This is a genomic window from Nocardia sp. NPDC057663 (assembly GCF_042799895.1).
In the GTDB taxonomy this organism is placed as follows: Bacteria; Actinomycetota; Actinomycetes; order Mycobacteriales; family Mycobacteriaceae; genus Nocardia.
Genome location: NZ_JBHVHX010000001.1, coordinates 72,810 through 92,266, shown reverse-complemented (window position 1 = coordinate 92,266; position 19,457 = coordinate 72,810). Strand labels below are relative to the sequence as shown.

Here is a 19,457-nt window from a genome sequence, read left to right as displayed (position 1 = left end):
AGACCCGGCACCATCACAGCATGAGCCGATATCTGCGCGCGATTGTCGAAGGGCTCCGGACCGACCCCCGGCGGGAGGCACTCGTCCACCACGACCGCCGGATCAGCCACGGCGAAGTCCTCGAAGCGATCTACCGGACGGCCCGCGCGCTCGCCGGAGTCGGGCTGCGCCGGGGCGATGCGGTGGCCTGCCTCACCACCAGCGAACCCGAGGCGGTGATCACCAAGCTGGCAGCCCAGCTACTCGGCTGCTGCCACGTGCAGTTGTGGCCCAAAATGGCCCCGCCCGTCCAGGCCGCGGCGCTGGCCGACGCCGCGCCCAAGGCGCTCGTCTTCTCGCCCACCCTCCAGACCACGACCCTCGCCACCCTCGCGCTCACCGACGTACCCGTGCTGCTCTCGCTCGGACCCGCCGACGCTGGGCGCGACCTGCTCGCCCTCGCCGCCCGCGCCTCCGCCGCGCCCGTCGGTCCCCGCGGTGGCGCTGAGAGCGACCCGGCCCAGATCATGTACACCTCCGGCACCACCGGCACCGCCAAGGCCGCCGTCCACACCTTCGCCAACGCGAGCGAGTTCCTCCGGATGGAACGCTGGCTGCACGGACCCGAACCCCGCCGCTTCCTCCTCCACGGCCCCCTCGAATCCGTCGCGGGCGAGAACGTCAGCTGGACGCTCGCCGCGGGCGGCACGGCCGTCCTGCTCGACAACCCCGACCCGGCCGAGGTGCTGGAGACGGTCGCCCGCGAGGAGATCACCTACCTCCTCTGCTACCCGAACCTGCTCGCGGAATTGGTCACCCACACTCCCGGCCGACTCCCGGCACTGCGTCAGATCGAGTACGGGAGCGCCCCGGCCTCCGCCCGCACCGTCCGCGACGCCCTGGCCGCCTTCGGCCCCCGGCTGCTCCACGTCTACGGCCAGCGCGAGTGCGGCTTCCTGACCACCCTCGGCACGGCCGAACACACCCCCGAGCTGCTCCGCTCCGCCGGACGACCCTTCCCCGGCGTCACCATCGAGATCCGCGACGCCGACGGCTGCCCACTGCCCACCGGCGAGACCGGCGAGGTCTGGGCCCGCTCACCCGCCGTCATGACCGGCTACTGCAACCGGCCGGAGGCTACGGCGGACGTCCTGCGGGACGGCTGGCTGCGCACCGGCGACCTCGGCCGACTCGACCCTGCCGGACACCTCTACCTCGCCGACCGAGCCCACGACATGATCATCGTTGACGGCTACAACGTGTACCCCAGCGACGTCGAGGAAGCCCTCACCAACCACCCGGCCATCACCCACGCCGCCGCCGTCGGCCTCCCGCACGACGGCACCGGCGAAACCGTCCACATCGCCGTGGTCACCGACCCCGACACCACCGTCACCCTCCAGGAACTCCGGGCCCTGATCCGCCGCACTCTCGGCCCCTACTACGAACCCACCAGCATCACCTTCCTCCCCGAACTCCCCCTCACCACCAAGGGCCATCCCGACCGCCGCGCGCTCCGGGCAGCAGCCATGCGTGCAGCAGGCCGGTGACGTTCAGGCAGCCGTGACGGTAAGCCAGACCGGCTCCTTGCTCCGGAAGGTGCTCTCCCACACCGACGGCCCGACCTTCCGCAGCGCGTTCAGGTTCTCCGCTACCACCGACCCCAGCACCGGCACCCGCAAGGTCTCATTGGCCGGGCCGTACTGCACCACCAGCTTGTTCCCCGTCGCCTGTGAGTACCGCAACCGCCCCGCCGGAGCGTCACAGATCCGCTCGGTAACCGGCGTCGGCGCCAGACTCACCAGCGGCGTCCAGGCGTACATCGACTCGCCGCTCACCACCGCATGGTCCTGCAGGACCGTGAACGGCATCGCCTCCAGGAACTCCCGGCACAGCTGCTCGTTCAGATCCGTCTCGAGCACGCCGACCACGGACAGCCCGATCGGCTCCCACTCCAGCCGCACCTGCACCTGCCGCGACGCCCGGCCCACCGGCGTCACCCCGCCCGCCGTCGGCGCATACGCACAGGGCGGTGCCACCACACCATCGTCGGGGTAGCGGTAACGCTCGCCGCCCAGGTGCCACGGGAAGTGGTGGTGCGACCAGGCCGTCAGCCGGTTCAGATACCCCGTCAGCTCCGCCAGCCCGGCCACCAGCGAGGCCCGGTCGTGATCGTCCCGGGCCAGCAGCCGCTCGGCGCTGCGCGCGAGCGTCTCGAAGCCGCTGTAGCCGAGATAGGTGCTGTAGATCGGATCGACGGTCCGCAGGACCGTCATCACCTGCTCCACCGGCAGCGTCTCGTCAGCGGCGACGCGCAGCCACTGGTACATGTTCATCGCGTAGTCCCGCAGGATCGCGTTGGCGAAGTCCCACGTCGTGAAATACTGCCCGTACGAGCCCGCTCGATGCGCGAGCGAGCCCGTCCGAAGCTGCCAGATCTCCATCGGCTCCTCCGTACACAGACGCTCCGTCAACTCCCGCAGCGTCAACTCCCGCAGCCCGCTCGCGCCAATGTCACATTCGGACATCTCCCTCTCCCTTCGGTTGTTCAGCTACGCAGCTGCAGCTAGGCAGCGCTACAACCGCAATCGGTCCGGTCGGCAGTCCTCCAGCAGTTCGTCGCGGCGTCCGGTCGCGATGTACTCCGCCAGCAGACGCCCCAGCAGCGGTCCTACGGTGACGCCGCTGTTGGTCAGTGCCTCGTAGTAGCCGCCCACGGCCGAGACCGCACCCACACACGGGTGACCGTCGCCCGGGAACACGGCCGTGCCGGTCCGAACCCGCTCGACATCCGCCCCGGCCAGCCCCGGCAGGCTGCGCCGCACCCGCGCCAACAGCTCGGACACCAGCTCACCCTCGCTCGCCGCACTCAAGCGCTCGTCCACCTGGTCCGAGCGCACTCGCAGCAGGCCCGCCCCGGCTGCCCGGACATGCACGTCCGGCCCCCGCAGGACGTTGCTCGGCGGTGCGGCGGCCGTCCGCAGGTCGACCACCAGGCCGGTGCGGCCCGCGGGTGGCGACATCGGTGCGCCGACTCCGGCGGCGAGCTCGGCGGCCCCGGCCCCGGCGGCGTTGACCACCGCGTCGACCCGTAGCTCGGTGCCGCCGACCAGCCGGACCGCGCGGATCTCACTCCTGGCCGTCACCAGCTCGGCTCGGCTCTTCCAGTGCAGCAGCTCGCCCGCGTGCTCGGCGGCGGTGAGCAGCGCCCGGGTCAGACCGGGGGCGTCGACCCAGCCCTCCTCGGGCAGCAGAGCGACGGGCTCCGCCGGGTCGGCGAATCGGATGTGCGGGTCGAGCGAGCGGTTGACCTCGCGTGCCTCGTGCCAGTGCACCTGATAGCCCCAGCCACGCATCTGCTCCACATGCGCACGGAGAGCGATTCCGCCCCAGACCAGGCTGCCGCACCGGTGCCACCAGGGCGACAGGTCGATCAGGCGAGCGAGCGCGGCGTATTCGGTGATCCCGGCCCGGCTGATCCGGAAGCGGCTGTGCGTGGGCTGCTGATAGGCACTCAGCCGGGCGAAACTGACCTCGGTGGCGCCGCTCCCCGGCTCGCCGGGCTCCACCACGTGCACGCGCACCCCGTGCCGGACGAGGTGAAAGGCCACGCTCGCGCCGACAACGCCCCCACCCACCACGGCGACCGTCAGCACGGCGGTCAGCCAGCCCCTCGTGCGGCGACCACATACACCATCGGGTAGGCGAAGAACGAGCCGTCCGGCAGTTCCATTGCCGAACGCCCCGACGTCTCCCCACTGGAGAGCACCCGAAACCCGGCCGCCGAGTACTGGCCTGCCAGCTCCGCCAGGCTCATCCGCCGCGCCCGCAGGCCACTGTCGACCACAGCGGCCATGCTCGCCGGCAGCGTGCCGAACCGCTCCATCACCTGCCGCTGCGCCTCATCCAACGCCGGCGACATCTCGATATCGAATACCCGCCCCCGCGACCCCGTCAGCTCCGCCAGCACACCCAGCGCCGTCGGCCGATCGACCGCCTCGATCGCGTGCAGCACCCCACGCAGGTGCACGTTCGCATCGCCGATCCGCCCATGCAGCGCCAGCGCCCCGACGCCGTCGGTGATATCCAGCCGCTCGTACGTCACGTTCTCCGCCGGATTGAGCCGCCGTGCCCGCTCCAACGCCGCCTCGGAGACATCAACCCCGACCACCGTCTGGTGATCCTGGGCCAGATGACGCGTCAGCAGGCCGTCTCCACACCCGAGATCAACCAAGGGCAGTTCCAGATCGAAATGAGCATCACGCTCCGCAAGATACGGCGGCGCGGCCTCCCGCACGTCCCAGTTCCACGGCGGCTCGGAGATTCTGCCCTCCAGTACGCCGCGCCAGTACCCCTCCCACGTCGCCTCGTCGTTGGTGAATTCACCCGTACGCGCACCAATTTCTTGGACGAATGAATCCGAAGTCGGGCTGCCATCTGTTTTGTGAATCATCTTTTACCTCTTTCCGGGATTGGAAGCGGTAAATTCTGATTGAGGGCCACAAAGTCTAGCATGAACAATTCTGGTGGTATTCGTGTAGCGCGCCTCGTCCGCCGAACCTGCGGGCGCAAGAACTCGCAGGTAGCGAAGGGGTTTGTCCGGCCGCCGCCAAGCGTCGAAAATGCCGGAACAGCGGTTTACCGTGGGCATCTCGGCGAAATCATTTCGAATTTGAAAACCGGCGGAGATTGCTTCGGAAACGGCTCTGCATCGCAGGAAATCAGTATATTCAAACGCTCGTTCCGGACTTGGAGTTGGCGGCGGCATCGTCGACGTGGTCCCAAACAAACCGCCATCCTCGATTGCCGCGTCAAACCTTCCGGATGGCCGCGCGAAGACTCGAACGCCGATGCTGGGCCAGATCGGCGGGGACGGGACACCGGTGCCGGGAACGCCCTTGCCAGCTCCTGTTCCGCTCCGTATATTCCTACTGGAATATTTGACATGGAGCATGGAACCTGCGCGTGGGCGTGGGAGTGGAGGTGGCGCCTGTGGGGCAGCCGGGGCGGAACGCGATGACACCGTTGGCGATCGCGGTTCTCGCGTTGCTGGACGAGCGGCCCATGCATCCATACGAGATGTATCAATTGTTGATCGCGCGCCGGGAAGACCTGCTGATCAAGGTGCGGCCGGGGTCGCTGTATCACGCGGTCGCGCGGCTTGCGGCGGATGCGATGGTCCGGGCCGAAGGGACCGAGCGGGAGGGTAATCGGCCCGAGCGCACCACGTATCGGATCACCGATGCCGGGCGCGACGCGCTGCGTGGGCGGATCGCCGAGTTGCTGCGCACGCCGGTGCAGGAGTATCCGATCTTCCGGGTGGCGCTGGCCGAGGCGCACAACCTCCCGCGGGAACAGGTCGTCGCAGTGCTCGGCGAGCGCGCCGAACAGCAGGGCCAGGCGCTGGCCGATATCGACGCGATGATCGAGTGGACGCGGGTGAACGAGGTGCCGCGCCGGCACTGCGTCGTCCTGGAATACATGCGCGCGACGATCCAGGCCGATCTCGACTGGATCCGGCAGTTCGCCGCCGAACTCGACAGCGGCGCCGTCGAGTGGGAGCGGTTCGATCCGGTCACCGGCGAACGGCTCACCCACGACACTGTGACCGCCCACGAATGGCCGACCGGCCCTGACACACCACGACCCAGGTGGGCGGCCGGCGCCGCCCGTAGCTGACCTCTTCCGATAGGAACGAATTCGATGACCACCCAACGTAATCCGTGGCTGGCGCTGTTCGCGCTGGTGGTCGGGTTCTTCATGATCCTGCTCGACATGACGATCGTCGCGGTCGCCAATCCGGCGATCATGGCGGACCTGAACAGCGACATCTCCAACGTCATCTGGGTGACCAGCGCCTACCTGCTCACCTACGCGGTGCCGCTGCTGGTCACCGGCCGCCTCGGCGACAAGTACGGCCCCAAGAACATCTATCTGATCGGCCTGGCGATCTTCACCGGCGCCTCGCTGTGGTGTGGCCTGTCCGGCAGCATCGGCATGCTGATCGCCGCCAGGGCCGCCCAGGGTATCGGCGCCGCGCTGATGACGCCGCAGACGATGGCCGTCATCACCCGCACCTTCCCGCCGGACAAGCGCGGCGCCGCGATGGGCCTGTGGGGCGGCGTCGCCGGCCTCGCCACGCTGGTCGGCCCGATCCTGGGCGGTGTGCTGGTCGACAACCTCGGCTGGGAGTGGATCTTCTTCGTCAACGTGCCGGTCGGCATCATCGCGTTCGGCCTGGCCATGTGGCTGGTGCCCGCGCTGCCGACCAGCGACCACAGGTTCGACCTGGTCGGGGTCGCGCTCAGCGCTATCGGTATGTCGGCGCTGGTGTTCGGTATCCAGGAGGGCAATTCGGAGGACTGGTCGCTGCGGATCTGGCTGCTGATCGGGTTCGGTGTGGTCATGCTGGTGGCGTTCGTGGTCAACCAGGCCAGGAACCGGGGCGAGCCGCTGGTGCCGATGAGCCTGTTCCGCGACCGCAATTTCTCGCTGTCGAACACGGCGATCGCCGCGATGGGCGCCGCGGTCACCTCGATGATGGTGCCCTCGTACTTCTATCTGCAGGCGGTGCGCGAGATGTCGCCGACCGCCTCGGCGCTGGTCTTCGCGCCGATGGCGATCGTCACCGGTGTCACCGCGCCGTTCATCGGCAAGTTCTCGGACCGGCTGCCGCCGCGGCTGGTGCCGACCATCGGTTTCACGCTGTTCGCCGGCTCGGTGTTCGCCTTCGCCGCGTTGATGACACCGGATTCGCCGATCATCCTGTTCCTGATCGCCGCCGCCGTCGCGGGCCTGGCCAACGCGTGCATCTGGGCGCCGCTGGCCTCGACGGCCACGCACAACCTGCCGGTCGCCCAGGCCGGTGCGGGCGCCGGTGTCTACAACACCACCCGCCAGGTGGGTTCGGTGCTCGGCAGCGCCGCGATCAGCGCGTTGATCGCGGCCCGCTTGACCGCCAACGGCCTCGGCGGTGGCGGCCCGGTCGGCGAGGGCGCGGCCACCGGCCCGCTCCCGCCCCAGATCCTCGACGAGTTCAGCACGTCGCTGGCCCAGTCGATGCTGCTACCCGCCGCCATCCTGCTCATCGGCGTAGTCGCCTCGGCCCTGTTCGTCGGGCACGGAAAGTCCGGCGCCGGCCGGTCACCCGAACCGGCGAAGGCCGACGCGAGCGCCTGATATCGCTGCCCTGTCCGCGCTGCCCCTGGCGTCGGTCCCGCGCCGCCGGCCGGGCCGACGCGGCGGTCAGGCGACCTGGATGGTCAGGGTGGGGTAGCCGGTGGCGCCGTCCGGGATGACGTCCTGCTGGAGCGCCGTCTGTGGGATGCCGGTGGTGTCGGTGGTGCGGGCGCGGAGGGTGTGCTGGCCGGGGGTCGCGTCCCAGTCGTAGACCCATTGCCGCCAGGTGTCGATCGAGACCTCGGTGGACAGGCGGGCGGGCAGCCAGTCGCCGTTGTCGATCTGGACTTCGACGCCGGTGACGCCGCGATGCTGGGCCCACGCGACGCCGGCGATCGTGGTGCGGCCCTGGGGAATCCGGCCGCGGCCGCGCGGGATGTCGATGCGGGTGCCGGTCTTGATCGGGCCGTGCGCCGACCAGCCGCGCCGGGTCCAGTAGGCGAAGGCCTGGTCGAAGCGGGTGACCTCGAGTTCGGTGACCCATTTGGTGGCCGAGACGTAGCCGTAGAGGCCGGGCACCACCAGCCGCGCCGGGTAGCCGTGCTGGAGCGGGAGCGGTTCGCCGTTCATGCCGATCGCCAGCAGCGCGTCGCGGCCGTCGGTGAGCGCCGAGAGTGGTGTGCCCGCGGTCCAGCCGTCTTTGCTGGTCGAGAGCACCATGTCGGCGTCGGGAAGCGGGCCTGCTTCGGCGAGCAGTTCGTCGAGCCGGTAGCCGAGCCAGCGGGCATTGCCGATCAGGTCGCCGTTGATCGGGTTGGACACGCAGGCCAGCGTCACCAGCCGTTCGACCGGCGTGCGGCGCGCGAGATCGTCCCAGGTGAGCGTGATTTCGCGGTCGACCATGCCGTGGATGCGCAGCGACCACGAGTCTGTGGACACCTGGGGAACGATCAGCGCGGTGTCGATCCGGTAGAACTCGCTGTTCGACGTGAGGTACGGGGTCAGACCGGGAACCCGCAGATCGGCGTCCGGCGGCAGACCGGGCAATGGGGTGGCGGGGGCAGGCAGATCGACGGTCGCCCGCTCTGCCGACACATCGGTGCGCGCTCCGCCGAGCAGTCGCCCAGCCAGTCCGGCGCCGATGGCGAACACACCGGTGGCCGCGATCCCGCCGAGCACTCGTCGCCGCCCCGCGCTCGCCCGGCCGGATTCGTCCTGACCAGCATCCGCCTGATCGGTCTCGATCCGCCGGGTGAGTCCCCGCAACGCGAGAATCCCTGCGGCAGTACCGATCAGCGCGGGCAGCGCCCCGCTGAATCCACCGATCCTGCCCGCCCCGACGACGGCGGCGAACACCCCGAAGACACCGAAGGCGATCGACCCGATCGGCCGGGTGGTGCGCTCGACCGCACCGGCCAGACCGGCGACCACCACCGCCACCACACCCATGCACACGAACAACACGGTCTTGTCGTTCGTCCCGAAGGCCTGGATCGCCCATTCCCGGATCCCGTCCGGCGTGTGGTCGACGACGCTCGCCCCGAGCGCGTATGCGGGCGCGCCGGCCGCTCCGGTGAACACTGCGACGAACTCGGCGATCCCGAGTACCAGCGCCGCCGAAACGACCCCGGCCAGTACCCGCATCCACGCCATGCCGAGAGCCTACGTCGCTGTGCGCCCGCCCCCTCGGCGCGCCGGTAGCGACGAAGACGTTGCCGAGTGCCCGCGGTAGTAGTCTGCGCGGAATGACAGCACGTACTCTCTCGCGATTCGTGTCTGCAGCCTTCCTGGCAGCCGCGATTCCGCTGGTATCGCCCACGCATTCCGCCACCGCCGCGGCCTGTGCCGATATCGAGGTGGTGTTCGCCCGCGGCACCGACGAGCTCGGCGGCGAACTCGGTCTCACCGGCATCTCCTTCGTCGAGGCGGTGCGCTTGAACGCCGGCGGGCGCTCGGTCGGCGCGTACGGGGTCGACTACCCGGCGAGCAGTGACTTCACCGACCGGCTCGCCTTCGCGGACACCGTCCTGCGGGGAATCGAGGACGCCCAGCGGCGGGTCGAATACATCGCGGCGAGCTGCCCGGGCAGCAGGATCGTGCTGGGGGGATACTCCCAGGGCGCCGCGGTGGCCGGGTTCGCCACCCGCACCGGTGTGCCCGACGGCGTGCCGCAGGAGTACCGCCCGTATCTGCCCGCGCCGATGTCACCCGCGGTCGCCGATCACATCGCCGCGGTCGCGCTGTTCGGCAAACCGTCGGACCGGTTCATGGCCGACGCGGGCGCACCCGCGGTGTCGATCGGCGCACCCTACGCAGGCAAGACCATCGACCTGTGCATCCCCGCGGACACGATCTGCAACGGTTCGCCGCTCGGCCGGCCCAACACCTTGCACACGCTCTACAGCGTCAACGGAATGACCCTCACCGCAGCGGAATTCGCGGCACCACGGTTCTAGACGCAGACATCGGAAAGGCCGGTTGCGCCAGAGCGTAACCGGCCTTCCGGCTGTCAGGTCACGAGTGGGCCGAGCCTACGTCCGGATTGCCTGATGGCCGATTTGTGTATCGCGACAGGGGCCTGCCACGACGGTGGTGTCGCGCAGGTGACGGTGAAGTGAGCTGTGCGCGAAGGTAATTCGCCGAATCCGCATACCTCGATCCGCGAGGTGCGGATCACCGGCATTCGGATTCGGCATAGAAACCCGAAGAACTGGTCGGTTCGTTTAGTTCATTGCGTTCTCGTCGCTGCTGACAGCATGAACGCCCGGCATGGCGGGTCCGCCGATCCGGTGACTTCCGTCATAGGCCATCGAACGCCGATGTCGCCGTGAGGTTGACGCCATGCGCGCGACGGATCGGGATAACCGGTGATTCATCTGCGCTCCGAAAGCTCTGCCCGCGCATCCGGGTTTCGCGCCGTCGCCGAGAAGAGGAACCAAAGCCGTGTTGTTCCAACGTAATCCGTGGTGGGCGCTGTGCGCGCTGATCGTCGGCTACTTCATGATCCTGATGGACATGACCATCGCCGCCGTCGCCAACCCGGCGATCATGAGCGACCTGAACGCCGACATCACCGAGGTCATCTGGGTCACCAGTGCCTACCTGCTCGGCTTCGCCGTTCCCCTGCTGGCGGCGGGCAGGCTGGGCGACCGGGTCGGGCCCAAGTATCTGTATCTCGGCGGCCTAACGGTGTTCACGCTGGCCTCGCTGTGGTGCGGGCTGTCCACCACTGTCGACATGCTGATCGTGGCGCGCGGCGTCCAGGGCGTCGGCGCCGCGCTGCTCGTCCCGCAGACGATGGCGGTGATCGCCCGCATCTTCCCGGCGGACCAGCGTGGCGCCGCGATGGGCGTGTGGGGCGGCGCGGCCGGGCTGGCGACCCTGGTCGGCCCGCTGCTCGGCGGCGTGCTCGTCGACAGCTTCGGCTGGCAGTGGATCTTCTTCCTCAACATCCCCGTCGGCATCGTCGCGCTGGCGCTCGGCGCCTGGCTGCTGCCCGTCCTGCCGACCGGCATGCACCGCTTCGACCTGGTCGGCGTGCTGCTCAGCGGCATCGGCCTGTTCCTGCTGGTGTACGGCATCCAGGAGGGCGAGAATCAGGACTGGTCGGCCCAGGTGTGGCTGCTCATCGGCGGCGGACTGGTGACGATGGTCGTGTTCGTCCTCCACCAGGCGCAGGCCGACGGTGAACCGCTGGTGCCGCTGACCCTGTTCCGCGACCGCAATTTCGCGCTGTCGAGCCTGGCCGTCGCGGCGATGGGCGTCGGGTTCAACGCGGCGATGGTGCCCGCCTACTTCTACTTCCAGGGCGTGCGCGGACTCTCGCCCACCGCGGCGGCGCTGGTCCTCGCGCCGATGGCGCTGGGCACCGTGGTCTGCGCGCCTCTGGCGGGCCGCTTCTCCGCGCGGCTGCACCCGGCTGTCCTGCCCGGCGTCGGTTTCGCGCTGCTGGCGAGCGTCATCGGCGGACTGGCGCTGCTGGTGTCCGATCCGGATGCCCCGCTGGTGGTCTTCGCGGTGATCGCCGCGTTCGGCGGAGTGGCCAACGGTTTCCTCTGGGCGCTGCTGCCCGCCATCGCCACCAGGAACCTGCCCGCGCATCAGTCCGGTGCCGGGTCCGGTGTCTACAGCACCACCCGCCAGCTGGGCGCGGTACTCGGCAGCGCGGCCATCGCCGCCCTGATCGCGGCGCGCCTGTCGGCGCACGGTTTCGACGGCGAGGCGGACGTGCACGGCGCGGTGACCGGCACCGTGCCGCCCGCGCTGCGGGCCGTGTTCAGCGCCGCGATGAGCGAGTCGATGTACCTGCCCGGCCTCGCTCTGCTGGCCGGGGTGATCGCCTCGATGCTGTTCGTGCGCAACCGCCCGGAGCCGTTGCCCGCCCCGGCCACCGTGCCCGCCCGGGATCCCGAGCTCGTCTCGCTGTGACCCGGGAACGTGAAACGGCCGGTCGCCCTCGCAGGCAACCGGCCGTTCCGGCGGTACGTACTACCCGATCACGAGTAGATCTTGTCGACCTCGCCCGCGTACTGCTTCATGACGACGGCGCGCTTGAGCGACATCTTCGGGGTGAGCTCGCCACCCTCCTGGGTCCAGTCGACCGGGAGGATGCGGATCTTCTTGATCGCCTCGGCCTTGGAGACCTTCTTGTTGGTCTCGTCGACCGCGGCCTGCACCTCGGCGACCAGCGCCGGGTTCTCGATCAGCGACTCGATGGCGGTGTCGGCGGCGACACCGTTGCGGTCCTTCCAACCCGGCAGCGCCTCCGGGTCGAGGGTGATCAGGGCGCCGATGAACGGCTGACCGTCACCGACGACCATGACCTGGCTGATCAGCGGGTGCGCGCGCAGGGAGTCCTCGAGCACGGCGGGGGAGACGTTCTTGCCGCCCGCGGTGACCAGGATTTCCTTCTTGCGGCCGGTGATGGTGACGAAGCCGTCGGCGTCGATGGCGCCCAGGTCGCCGGTCTTGAACCAGCCGTCGTCGAATGCTTCCTCGGTGGCCTCGGCGTTGCCCCAGTAGCCGTTGAACACGACCGAACCCTTGAGCAGCAGCTCGCCGTCCTCGGCGATCTTGGCCGCGTGACCCTGGATCGGGCGACCGACCGAGCCGACCCGGATGAACTGCGGGGTGTTGACGGTGAACGCGGCGGTGGACTCGGTCAGGCCGTAGCCCTCGTAGATCGTGACGCCGGCGCCACGGAAGAAGTGGCCCAGGCGCGCGCCCAGCGGGCCGCCACCGGAGACCGCGGCCAGGCACTGCCCGCCGAGGGCCGCCCGCAGCTTGCTGTAGACGAGCTTGTCGAAGACGAAGTGCTTGAGCTTGAGCAGCAGGTCGGGGCCGCCCTTGGTCTCGAGCGCCGTGCTGTAGGCGATGGCGGTCTCGGCCGCGGCGTCGAAGATCTTGCCCTTGCCGCCGTCGTGCGCCTTCTGCTTGGCGGAGTTGAAGACCTTCTCGAACACGCGCGGCACCGAGAGGATGAAGTCCGGCTTGAACTCACCGAACTGCTCGACCAGGGTCGTCCAGTCCGAGCTGTGGCGGACGGTCACCTTGGAATCGAAGGCGATCAGCGCGACCGCGCGGGCGAACACGTGCGCCAGCGGCAGGAACAGCAGGGTCTTCTGGCCCTCGGAGACGAAGGCGCTGAGCTCGATGCCGCCCGAACGCGACTCCGCCCACAGGTTCGCGTGGGTCAGCTGCACGCCCTTGGGGCGGCCGGTGGTGCCCGAGGTGTAGATCAGGGTGGCCGGGGAGGCCGCGCCGACCTGCTTGCGGCGGGCGTGCACGACCTCGTCGTCGAGATCGGCGCCGCGCTTGGTCAGCTCGTCGATCGCGCCCTTGTCGATCTGCAGGGTCTCGGCCAGCGCGGGCAGCGAACCGGCTTCGATCTCGTCGATCGTGGCGCGGTGCTTGTCGTTCTCGACGACCAGCAGCTTGGTCTCGGAGTCCTGCAGGATCCACTTGGCCTGCTCGGCGGCCGAGCTGTCGTAGATCGCGACGGTCACGCCACCGGCGGCCCAGATCGCGAAGTCCAGCAGCGACCACTCGTAGCGGGTGGCGGCCATGATGGCGACGCGGTCGCCCAGTTCGATGCCCGAGGCGATCAGGCCCTTGGCGACGCCGGTGACGGCCTTCTCGAACTGTGCCGCCGTCACGTCGTTCCAGCCGCCGCTGCCGTTCGGGACGTTGAACAACACCGTGTTCGGCGTCTCTTGGCCGAAGCGGAAGACGTTGTCGGAATTGTTCGCATCGTCCGGGATGGTGTAGGAAGCCGGAACTTCGAACTCTCGCATCTGTGCCCTTCCAGTGGGTTCTACTCGCCAGTAATCTACGACACGTTCGGGCGGGTCGCGATATCGCCGCCCGAATTGCCCGTCACCAGGCCTTATCGTAAATCGTCGATCGATACCGGCTGAATTGCTTCTCGCAGGAATTCTGCGAGTTCGCTGAGTGCCAGCGCCGCCTCGGTGACCAGCGCGGCCTGCAGTTGCGCGACATGCCAGAGGCCGCGGGTTTCGGTGAAGCGGACGTGCACACCCGCCCCACGCAGGGCTGAAACGAGCTGGCAGCACTGATCGTGTAACAGTTCGCTCACATCGGCCTGCACGTAGGTGGGAGGCAGGCCGAGCAGGTTCCCGGTGAGCGGGGCGTAGCCCGCGTCGGTTGCGGCGCCGTCGCCGAGGTAGTAGGCGGCGCACGCTTGCGACCACGCCCGGTTGATCACCAGGTCGCGGGCTTTGGCGGGCACCTGGGTCGGGTCGACCCAGGGTGCGATCAGGCCGAGGGCGGCAGGCGTCATCGCGTGCTTGTCGATCAGCCGCTGGGCCAGTGCCAGCGCCAGGCCGCCGCCCGCCGAGTCACCCGCCAGGCAGATCTGGTCGGGCTGGTAGCCGACGTTGCGCACCAGATCCAGGAACGCGGCCTCGGCGTCGTCGAGGCCGGCCGGGAGCGGGTGTTCGGGCGCGAGCCGGTAGTCCAGCGCGTAGACCGCGCACGAGGTCTCCTGCGCCAGGTGCGCCACCAGCGAGCGGTGCGTGGTCAGCGAGCCGACCACGTAGCCGCCGCCGTGCAGGTACAGGATCGCGCCCGCGGCGCGCTCCGGCGGGACCGCCCGGGTACGCGAACCCGGGATCGCGGTCTCGGCGATGACCCGCTCGGCCGGGCGGCCCCCCAGCTGCAGGTGCTGCACGACGGAGCCGTCGGGCACCAGCTGCATCAGGGAGACCGCGTCGAGCAGAGCGCGCTGCACCGCGACCGGCAGCCGCGCGTTCAGCGTGACCCGGAAGACCGGGTCGAGCAACACGCGGGCGATCGGCAGCGGAATCTTGAACTCGCGCATGGCGTTACCTGAATTCCGGTCGGGTCAGTGCGGCATGAAACGGCCGTTGACCACGGCCGAGATCCGGCTGTAGCCCGAGGCCAGGAAGCGCACGCTCACGTCGAGCACCTTGGCCTCCCAGCCGATCAGCACGCGGGCGTGACCCTTGCGCACACCCTCGGTGATGGTCTGCGCGGCCATCTCCGGGGTGTGGATCGCCAGGTACTTGTCGAACAGCGAGGCGGCGGTGGCGCCGTCCATGCCCTCGGCGTAGGTGGCGTTGCGCGCGACGGCGGTCTTGATGCCGCCCGGGTGCACACAGGTGACCTTGACCGGCGCCTTGGCGATCCGCATCTCCTGGTACAGCGCCTCGGTGAAGCCGCGGACCGCGAACTTGGCCGAGTTGTAGGCCGCCTGGCCGGGCACGGCGACCAGGCCGAACAGCGAGGACACGTTGATCACGTGGCCGTCGCCGGACTCGATCAGCATCGGCAGGAACGCCTTGGTGCCGTTGACGACGCCCCAGAAGTCGACATCCATGATGCGTTCGATGTCTTTGAACTCGGTCTTGACGACATCACCGTGGTAGGCGATACCGGCGTTGTTGTAGATCTGGTGCACGACGCCGAAGTGCGCCTTCACCGAATCGGCGTAGACCAGGAAGGACTCGCGCTCGGCGACGTTGAGCCGGTCGGACTTGACCTGTGCGCCCAGTCCCTCGACGATGCGCACGGTCTCGGCCAGGCCCTCGGCGTCGATGTCGGACAGCGCCAGCTTGGCGCCACGGCGGGCCAGGTTCTCGGCCAGCGCGCGGCCGATGCCGGACCCGGCACCCGTGATCACACAGACTTTGTTCGTGAAGTAAGCATCATTGCTCACTGTGCTGCCACCACTTTCGGTTCGGTGTCGGAGTCGGTCGAAGTAGTCGTGTCGTAAGCCGCGACGTCGAAATTCTTGGTCAGCCTACGGAACTGGAAGGTGAAGTCGGGCCACAGTGTGGTGTTGTTGCCGTGCTTGTCCAGGTACCAGCTGGCGCAGCCGCCGTTCATCCAGACGCTGTCGGCCATCTTCGCCTGCAGTTCGGTGTTGTACGTGCGCACGGCCTCGGGACGGACCTCGACGGTGCGCAGCTTCTGCCTATCGATGGTAGCCAGCGCGTCGGCGACGTAGTTGATCTGCGATTCGATCATGAACACCATCGAGGTGTGGCCGAGGCCGACGTTCGGGCCGAGCAGGAAGAACATGTTCGGGAAGTTCTCGATGGTCGAGCCCTTGTAGCCGCGCTGGCCGACCTCGTCGAACTGCTCGGACAGGGTCTGCCCGGCGCGGCCGGTGATGGTCTCGAAGGCGGGGGAGTCGGTGACGTGGAAGCCGGTGGCCACGATCAGTGCGTCGATCTCGCGCTCGGTGCCGTCCTTGGTGACGATCGAACCCGCCTTGACCTCGGCGATGCCGTCGGTGACCACCTCGACGTTGTCGCGGTCGATCGCCGGGTAGTACTCGTTGGAGATCAGCATGCGCTTGCAGCCGATCCGGTAGTTCGGGGTGACCTTGGCGCGCTTGACCGGGTCGCGGACCTCGACCAGCAGCTTGCCGCGGGACAGTGTCTCGAAGATCTTCATCAGCGCGGGGTACTTGGCCAGGCCGACCACCTGGGTCTCGCGGGCGGCGTAGATGGCCGCGCGCGACAGTCGCTGCACGCCCGGAATGTACTTGAACGCCAGGCGCTCCGGCAGCAGGTACGGGCGATCCATGCGCGGCAGCAGCCAGGGCGCGGTGCGCTGGTAGAGGTCGAGGTGGGCGACCTTGCCCACGATGGCGGGCACGATCTGGATGGCCGAGGCGCCGGTGCCGATCACGGCGACCCGCTTGCCCGCGAGCTCGACGTCGTGGTCCCAGCGGGCCGAGTGGAAGATCTCGCCCTCGAACTCGTTGATGCCCTTGATGTCGGGCAGCGACGGTTCGCACAGGGCCCCGACTGCGGAGACCACGGTCTCGGCGGTGAAGTCGCCCTTGCTGGTGGTGATGTCCCAGCGGGCGGTCTCGGCGTTCCAGCGCATGCCGAGGACGTCGCAGTCGAACAGGTGCTTGTCGAGCACGTTGTTCTTCTCGGCGACGCCGCGGATGTAGGCCTGGATCTCACCCTGCTTGGAGAACGAGCGCGACCAGTCCGGGTTCAGCGCGAACGAGTACGAGTACAGGTGCGACGGCACGTCGCAGGCGGCACCTGGGTAGGTGTTGTCCCGCCAGGTGCCGCCGACATCGCTGCCGCGCTCGAGGACGAGGAAGTCATCGCGACCCTGCTGATGCAGCCGGATGGCCATGCCGAGGCCCGCGAACCCGCTGCCGACGATGATCGTCTTGATGTGGCGCACGGCGCGGTTGCCGACGACTTTGTCTGTAACCTTGCGACTCATGTAGTGCAGACTACGTCCCTATTGAGCCGGAGTCAACAGCTATTGAGCTGAGTTCAGTAGTGGCTAGGATGGTCGATGTGAGTATCAGGAGTACGGGAGCGACCAAGCGTGTCCGGCTCAGCCCCGAGGAGCGCAGGCTGCAGCTGATCACCCTCGGCGCCGAGATGCTGGCCGAGCGGTCGCTCGAGGACATCTCCGTCGACGACATCGCCAAGCAGGCGGGTATCTCGCGCGGTCTGCTGTTCCACTACTTCGCCTCCAAGCAGGAGTTCCACGAGGCCATCGCGCGGCACGTGAGCGCCGAGTTCTTCGCGGCCGTCACGCCCAATCGCGAGCTGTCGCTGTTCGACATGCTGCGCGACTCGATCGAGCGGTTCGTCGACTACGCCACCGAGCACTCCGCGTCCTACCGCTCCGTGCTGCGCGGGCCCGCCAGCGTCACCCCCAACCTGCTCGACTACGTCAACGAAACCCGCGGCGCCATCGCCGATCTCATCGTTTCCGAACTCCCGCTACCCCCCGACGACCCCGACCTCGCTCGCCTCACCCTGACCATCCGCGGCTGGATCGCCTTCGTCGAGGAAACGATCCTCACCTGGATGACGGAGAAGCCGATCACCCGCGAACAATTGGTCGACCTGCTCGTCGAATCCCTCCCCGCCCTGGCCCTGAGCCCAGCCCTGATCGCGGCATTGCAGGGCTGAGCCGCCGCCGTGCTGTTCTGTCGACCGCGGAACTCGATCAGTCGGAGTTCTTGGGGCGGGCGCGGAAGTGGGCTCGTTCGCCCTGTTTGCCGAAGAGGCTGAGGAATTCGACGGGGTGGTCGTCGGCGGCACCGAACCAGTGGGGGATGTGGGTGTCGAATTCGGCGGCTTCGCCGGGGGTGAGGACGATGTCGTTGTCGCCGAGGATCAGGCGCAGGCGGCCGTTGAGGACGTAGAGCCATTCGTAGCCCTCGTGGACCTGGGGTTCGTCCGGGCGGTTGCGGGCGTTGGGGGCGATGATCATCTTGAAGGCTTGGATGCCGCCCGCGCGTTTGGTCAGCGGTAGCATCGTCATGCCGTGGCGGGTGATCGGGCGCAGGTGGATGCGCGGGTCGCCGGTGGGCGGGGCGTCGACGAGTTCGTCGAGGGTCACCCCGTGTGCCTTGGCCAGGGGGAGTAGCAGTTCCAGGGTGGGTTTGCGGTCGCCGGATTCCAGGCGCGACAGGGTGCTGACCGAGATGCCGGTCTCTGCCGACAGGTCGGCCAGGGTGGTCTGACGCTGTTTGCGCAGGGAGCGGAGCCGGGGGCCGACCGATCCCAGGGTCTCTTCGAGGTCGTCCATGGTCACCAGTTTGCCATGTCAGCAAGAAAGATTGCCGTGTAGGCGGGTGCGAGTGCACGGTGGTCGCCGAAGGAGGCTTCAGATGACAGAGTTGAACGACACCTACGACGTGGTGGTCCTCGGCGGCGGCGCGGCCGGGCTGAACGGGGCGCTCATGCTGGCCCGCTCGCGGCGCTCGGTCGCCGTGATCGACGGTGGGTCGCCGCGCAACGCACCGGCCGACGGTGTGCACGGTTTGCTGGCGCGGGAAGGGATGCCGCCGCTGGAATTGCTCGAGCGGGGTCGCGCCGAGGTGCGTGGTTACGGCGGGCAGGTGGTGTCCGGGCAGGTGGTCACGGTCGAGCGCAGGCTGCAGCCCGGTGTCGGCGCGGACTTCTCAGTGGGCGTGGGTGATTCGGTCGGCGCCCCCGGAACCGAGACCTCGGCTGCGGTAGGCGGTCCTGCCGGAGTCGAGACTGCAGCGGCGGCAGGAAGTCCCACCGGCGCGGGTCATGAATTCCTGGTGACGTTGGCCGATGGACGCTCGGTGTCGGCGCGCCGGATCCTCGTCGCCACCGGTCTGGCCGACGAACTGCCGGAGGTTGCCGGCCTGCGTGAACGCTGGGGCCACGATGTCCTCCACTGCCCCTACTGCCACGGCTGGGAGGTGCGTGACCAGCGCATCGGCATCCTGGCCAGCGGCCCGATGTCGGTGCACCAGGCCCTGCTGTTCAGTCAGCTGAGCGACGACATCGTGTTCCTGACCCACACGGCCGCCCCGTTGAGCGCCGAGGACGCGGAAAAGCTTGCCGCCCGGGGCATTCGGATCGTCGACGGCGAGGTCGTCGAAGTACTGGCGACCGAAAAGCTCACCGGCGTCCGCCTGGCCGACGGCACCGTGCTCGACCGCGACGCCCTCGTCGTTGCCCCGCGCATGAACACCCGCGCCACCTTCCTCACCGACCTCGGCCTGACCCCGCAACCGCACCCGTCCGGCATGGGCGACCACATCCCCGCCGACCCGGTCGGCCGCACCGCGGTCCCCGGTGTCTGGATCGCCGGCAATGCCACCGACCCGTCGGCCCAGGTCGGCGCGGCCGCGGCGGCGGGAGCCATGGCGGGCGCGCAGATCAACGCCGAGTTGGTCATGGCCGAAACCGAGCAGGCGGTCGCCGCACGCCGGATCGCCCAGGGCGCCGTCGTTTCCGCCTGACCGAACGCCCTAGGCGCGGCGCGGCCGCACCGCGCCTAGGGCGAACGGCAAGCAGCGCGCGACCGATGCGGTCGGGCTTGTCGTCCGGATTTCCGCTGGTCGGGTA

At 68.8% G+C, this 19,457-nt stretch carries 16 protein-coding genes; 7 read left to right on the top strand and 9 right to left on the bottom strand.

The window, feature by feature from the left end; translation table 11 throughout:
• Window positions 1–20: 20 nt before the first annotated feature.
• On the top strand, window positions 21–1,529 hold the full coding sequence (locus tag ACFVAV_RS00395) for a class I adenylate-forming enzyme family protein (protein ID WP_379028010.1): 1,509 nt from the start codon (window positions 21–23) through the stop codon (window positions 1,527–1,529).
• 3 nt (window positions 1,530–1,532) lie between these two features.
• Here ACFVAV_RS00395 and ACFVAV_RS00390 read toward each other — a convergent pair whose 3' ends face one another.
• Genes ACFVAV_RS00390 through ACFVAV_RS00380 form a run of 3 tightly spaced genes read right to left on the bottom strand, consistent with a single transcriptional unit; the run spans window position 1,533 to window position 4,432 of the window.
• Window positions 1,533–2,507 carry a hypothetical protein gene (locus ACFVAV_RS00390; protein ID WP_379028009.1) on the bottom strand — a complete coding sequence of 325 codons (975 nt, stop codon included), beginning with the start codon at window positions 2,505–2,507 and terminating at the stop codon, window positions 1,533–1,535.
• Between the two features lie 48 nt (window positions 2,508–2,555).
• On the bottom strand, window positions 2,556–3,617 hold the full coding sequence (locus tag ACFVAV_RS00385) for an NAD(P)/FAD-dependent oxidoreductase (protein WP_379028008.1): 1,062 nt from the start codon (window positions 3,615–3,617) through the stop codon (window positions 2,556–2,558).
• Window positions 3,618–3,640: 23 nt separating this feature from the next.
• Window positions 3,641–4,432, bottom strand: coding sequence for a class I SAM-dependent methyltransferase (locus tag ACFVAV_RS00380; RefSeq protein WP_379028006.1), 792 nt, complete (start codon window positions 4,430–4,432; stop codon window positions 3,641–3,643).
• A gap of 563 nt (window positions 4,433–4,995) precedes the next feature.
• Between ACFVAV_RS00380 and ACFVAV_RS00375 the strand changes: the two genes are divergently transcribed.
• Window positions 4,996–5,658 (top strand): PadR family transcriptional regulator, encoded by a 663-nt coding sequence (locus ACFVAV_RS00375; protein ID WP_379028004.1) that lies wholly within the window; start codon window positions 4,996–4,998, stop codon window positions 5,656–5,658.
• Window positions 5,659–5,682: 24 nt separating this feature from the next.
• Window positions 5,683–7,158: a DHA2 family efflux MFS transporter permease subunit gene (locus ACFVAV_RS00370; protein ID WP_379028002.1), complete on the top strand. Its 1,476-nt coding sequence runs from the start codon at window positions 5,683–5,685 to the stop codon at window positions 7,156–7,158.
• A gap of 66 nt (window positions 7,159–7,224) precedes the next feature.
• On the opposite strand, the gene ACFVAV_RS00365 is transcribed toward ACFVAV_RS00370, so the two are convergent.
• The gene (locus ACFVAV_RS00365) at window positions 7,225–8,751 is read right to left on the bottom strand and encodes a molybdopterin-dependent oxidoreductase (protein ID WP_379028000.1); all 1,527 of its coding nucleotides are present in this window, start codon (window positions 8,749–8,751) and stop codon (window positions 7,225–7,227) included.
• A 92-nt stretch (window positions 8,752–8,843) separates the two neighbouring features.
• On the opposite strand from ACFVAV_RS00365, the gene ACFVAV_RS00360 reads away from it, so the two are divergent.
• Both ACFVAV_RS00360 and ACFVAV_RS00355 read left to right on the top strand, forming a co-directional pair.
• Complete coding sequence (locus ACFVAV_RS00360) at window positions 8,844–9,554, top strand: cutinase family protein (protein WP_379027998.1); 711 nt, start codon at window positions 8,844–8,846, stop codon at window positions 9,552–9,554.
• A 487-nt stretch (window positions 9,555–10,041) separates the two neighbouring features.
• Window positions 10,042–11,526 (top strand): DHA2 family efflux MFS transporter permease subunit, encoded by a 1,485-nt coding sequence (locus ACFVAV_RS00355; protein ID WP_379027997.1) that lies wholly within the window; start codon window positions 10,042–10,044, stop codon window positions 11,524–11,526.
• 68 nt (window positions 11,527–11,594) lie between these two features.
• Here the strand turns inward: ACFVAV_RS00355 and ACFVAV_RS00350 are convergent, their stop codons facing one another.
• From ACFVAV_RS00350 to ACFVAV_RS00335, 4 genes are all read right to left on the bottom strand, one after another.
• On the bottom strand, window positions 11,595–13,391 hold the full coding sequence (locus ACFVAV_RS00350; protein WP_379027995.1) for an AMP-dependent synthetase/ligase: 1,797 nt from the start codon (window positions 13,389–13,391) through the stop codon (window positions 11,595–11,597).
• 92 nt (window positions 13,392–13,483) lie between these two features.
• A complete protein-coding gene (locus ACFVAV_RS00345; RefSeq protein WP_379027993.1) occupies window positions 13,484–14,437 on the bottom strand; it encodes an alpha/beta hydrolase in 954 nt (317 codons plus the stop codon).
• 24 nt (window positions 14,438–14,461) lie between these two features.
• The gene (locus ACFVAV_RS00340) at window positions 14,462–15,295 is read right to left on the bottom strand and encodes an SDR family NAD(P)-dependent oxidoreductase (protein WP_379027992.1); all 834 of its coding nucleotides are present in this window, start codon (window positions 15,293–15,295) and stop codon (window positions 14,462–14,464) included.
• Window positions 15,292–16,833, bottom strand: a complete 1,542-nt coding sequence (locus ACFVAV_RS00335) for a flavin-containing monooxygenase (protein WP_379027990.1) — start codon at window positions 16,831–16,833, stop codon at window positions 15,292–15,294. The genes ACFVAV_RS00340 and ACFVAV_RS00335 overlap by 4 nt, the downstream gene beginning before the upstream one ends.
• 68 nt (window positions 16,834–16,901) lie before the next feature.
• On the opposite strand from ACFVAV_RS00335, the gene ACFVAV_RS00330 reads away from it, so the two are divergent.
• Entirely contained in the window at window positions 16,902–17,537 is a 636-nt protein-coding gene (locus ACFVAV_RS00330; protein WP_379027988.1) for a TetR/AcrR family transcriptional regulator, read from the top strand.
• Window positions 17,538–17,574: 37 nt separating this feature from the next.
• Here the strand turns inward: ACFVAV_RS00330 and ACFVAV_RS00325 are convergent, their stop codons facing one another.
• Window positions 17,575–18,159: a helix-turn-helix domain-containing protein gene (locus ACFVAV_RS00325; protein WP_379027987.1), complete on the bottom strand. Its 585-nt coding sequence runs from the start codon at window positions 18,157–18,159 to the stop codon at window positions 17,575–17,577.
• A gap of 82 nt (window positions 18,160–18,241) precedes the next feature.
• Between ACFVAV_RS00325 and ACFVAV_RS00320 the strand changes: the two genes are divergently transcribed.
• Window positions 18,242–19,351: an NAD(P)/FAD-dependent oxidoreductase gene (locus tag ACFVAV_RS00320; RefSeq protein WP_379027985.1), complete on the top strand. Its 1,110-nt coding sequence runs from the start codon at window positions 18,242–18,244 to the stop codon at window positions 19,349–19,351.
• Window positions 19,352–19,457: the final 106 nt, after the last annotated feature.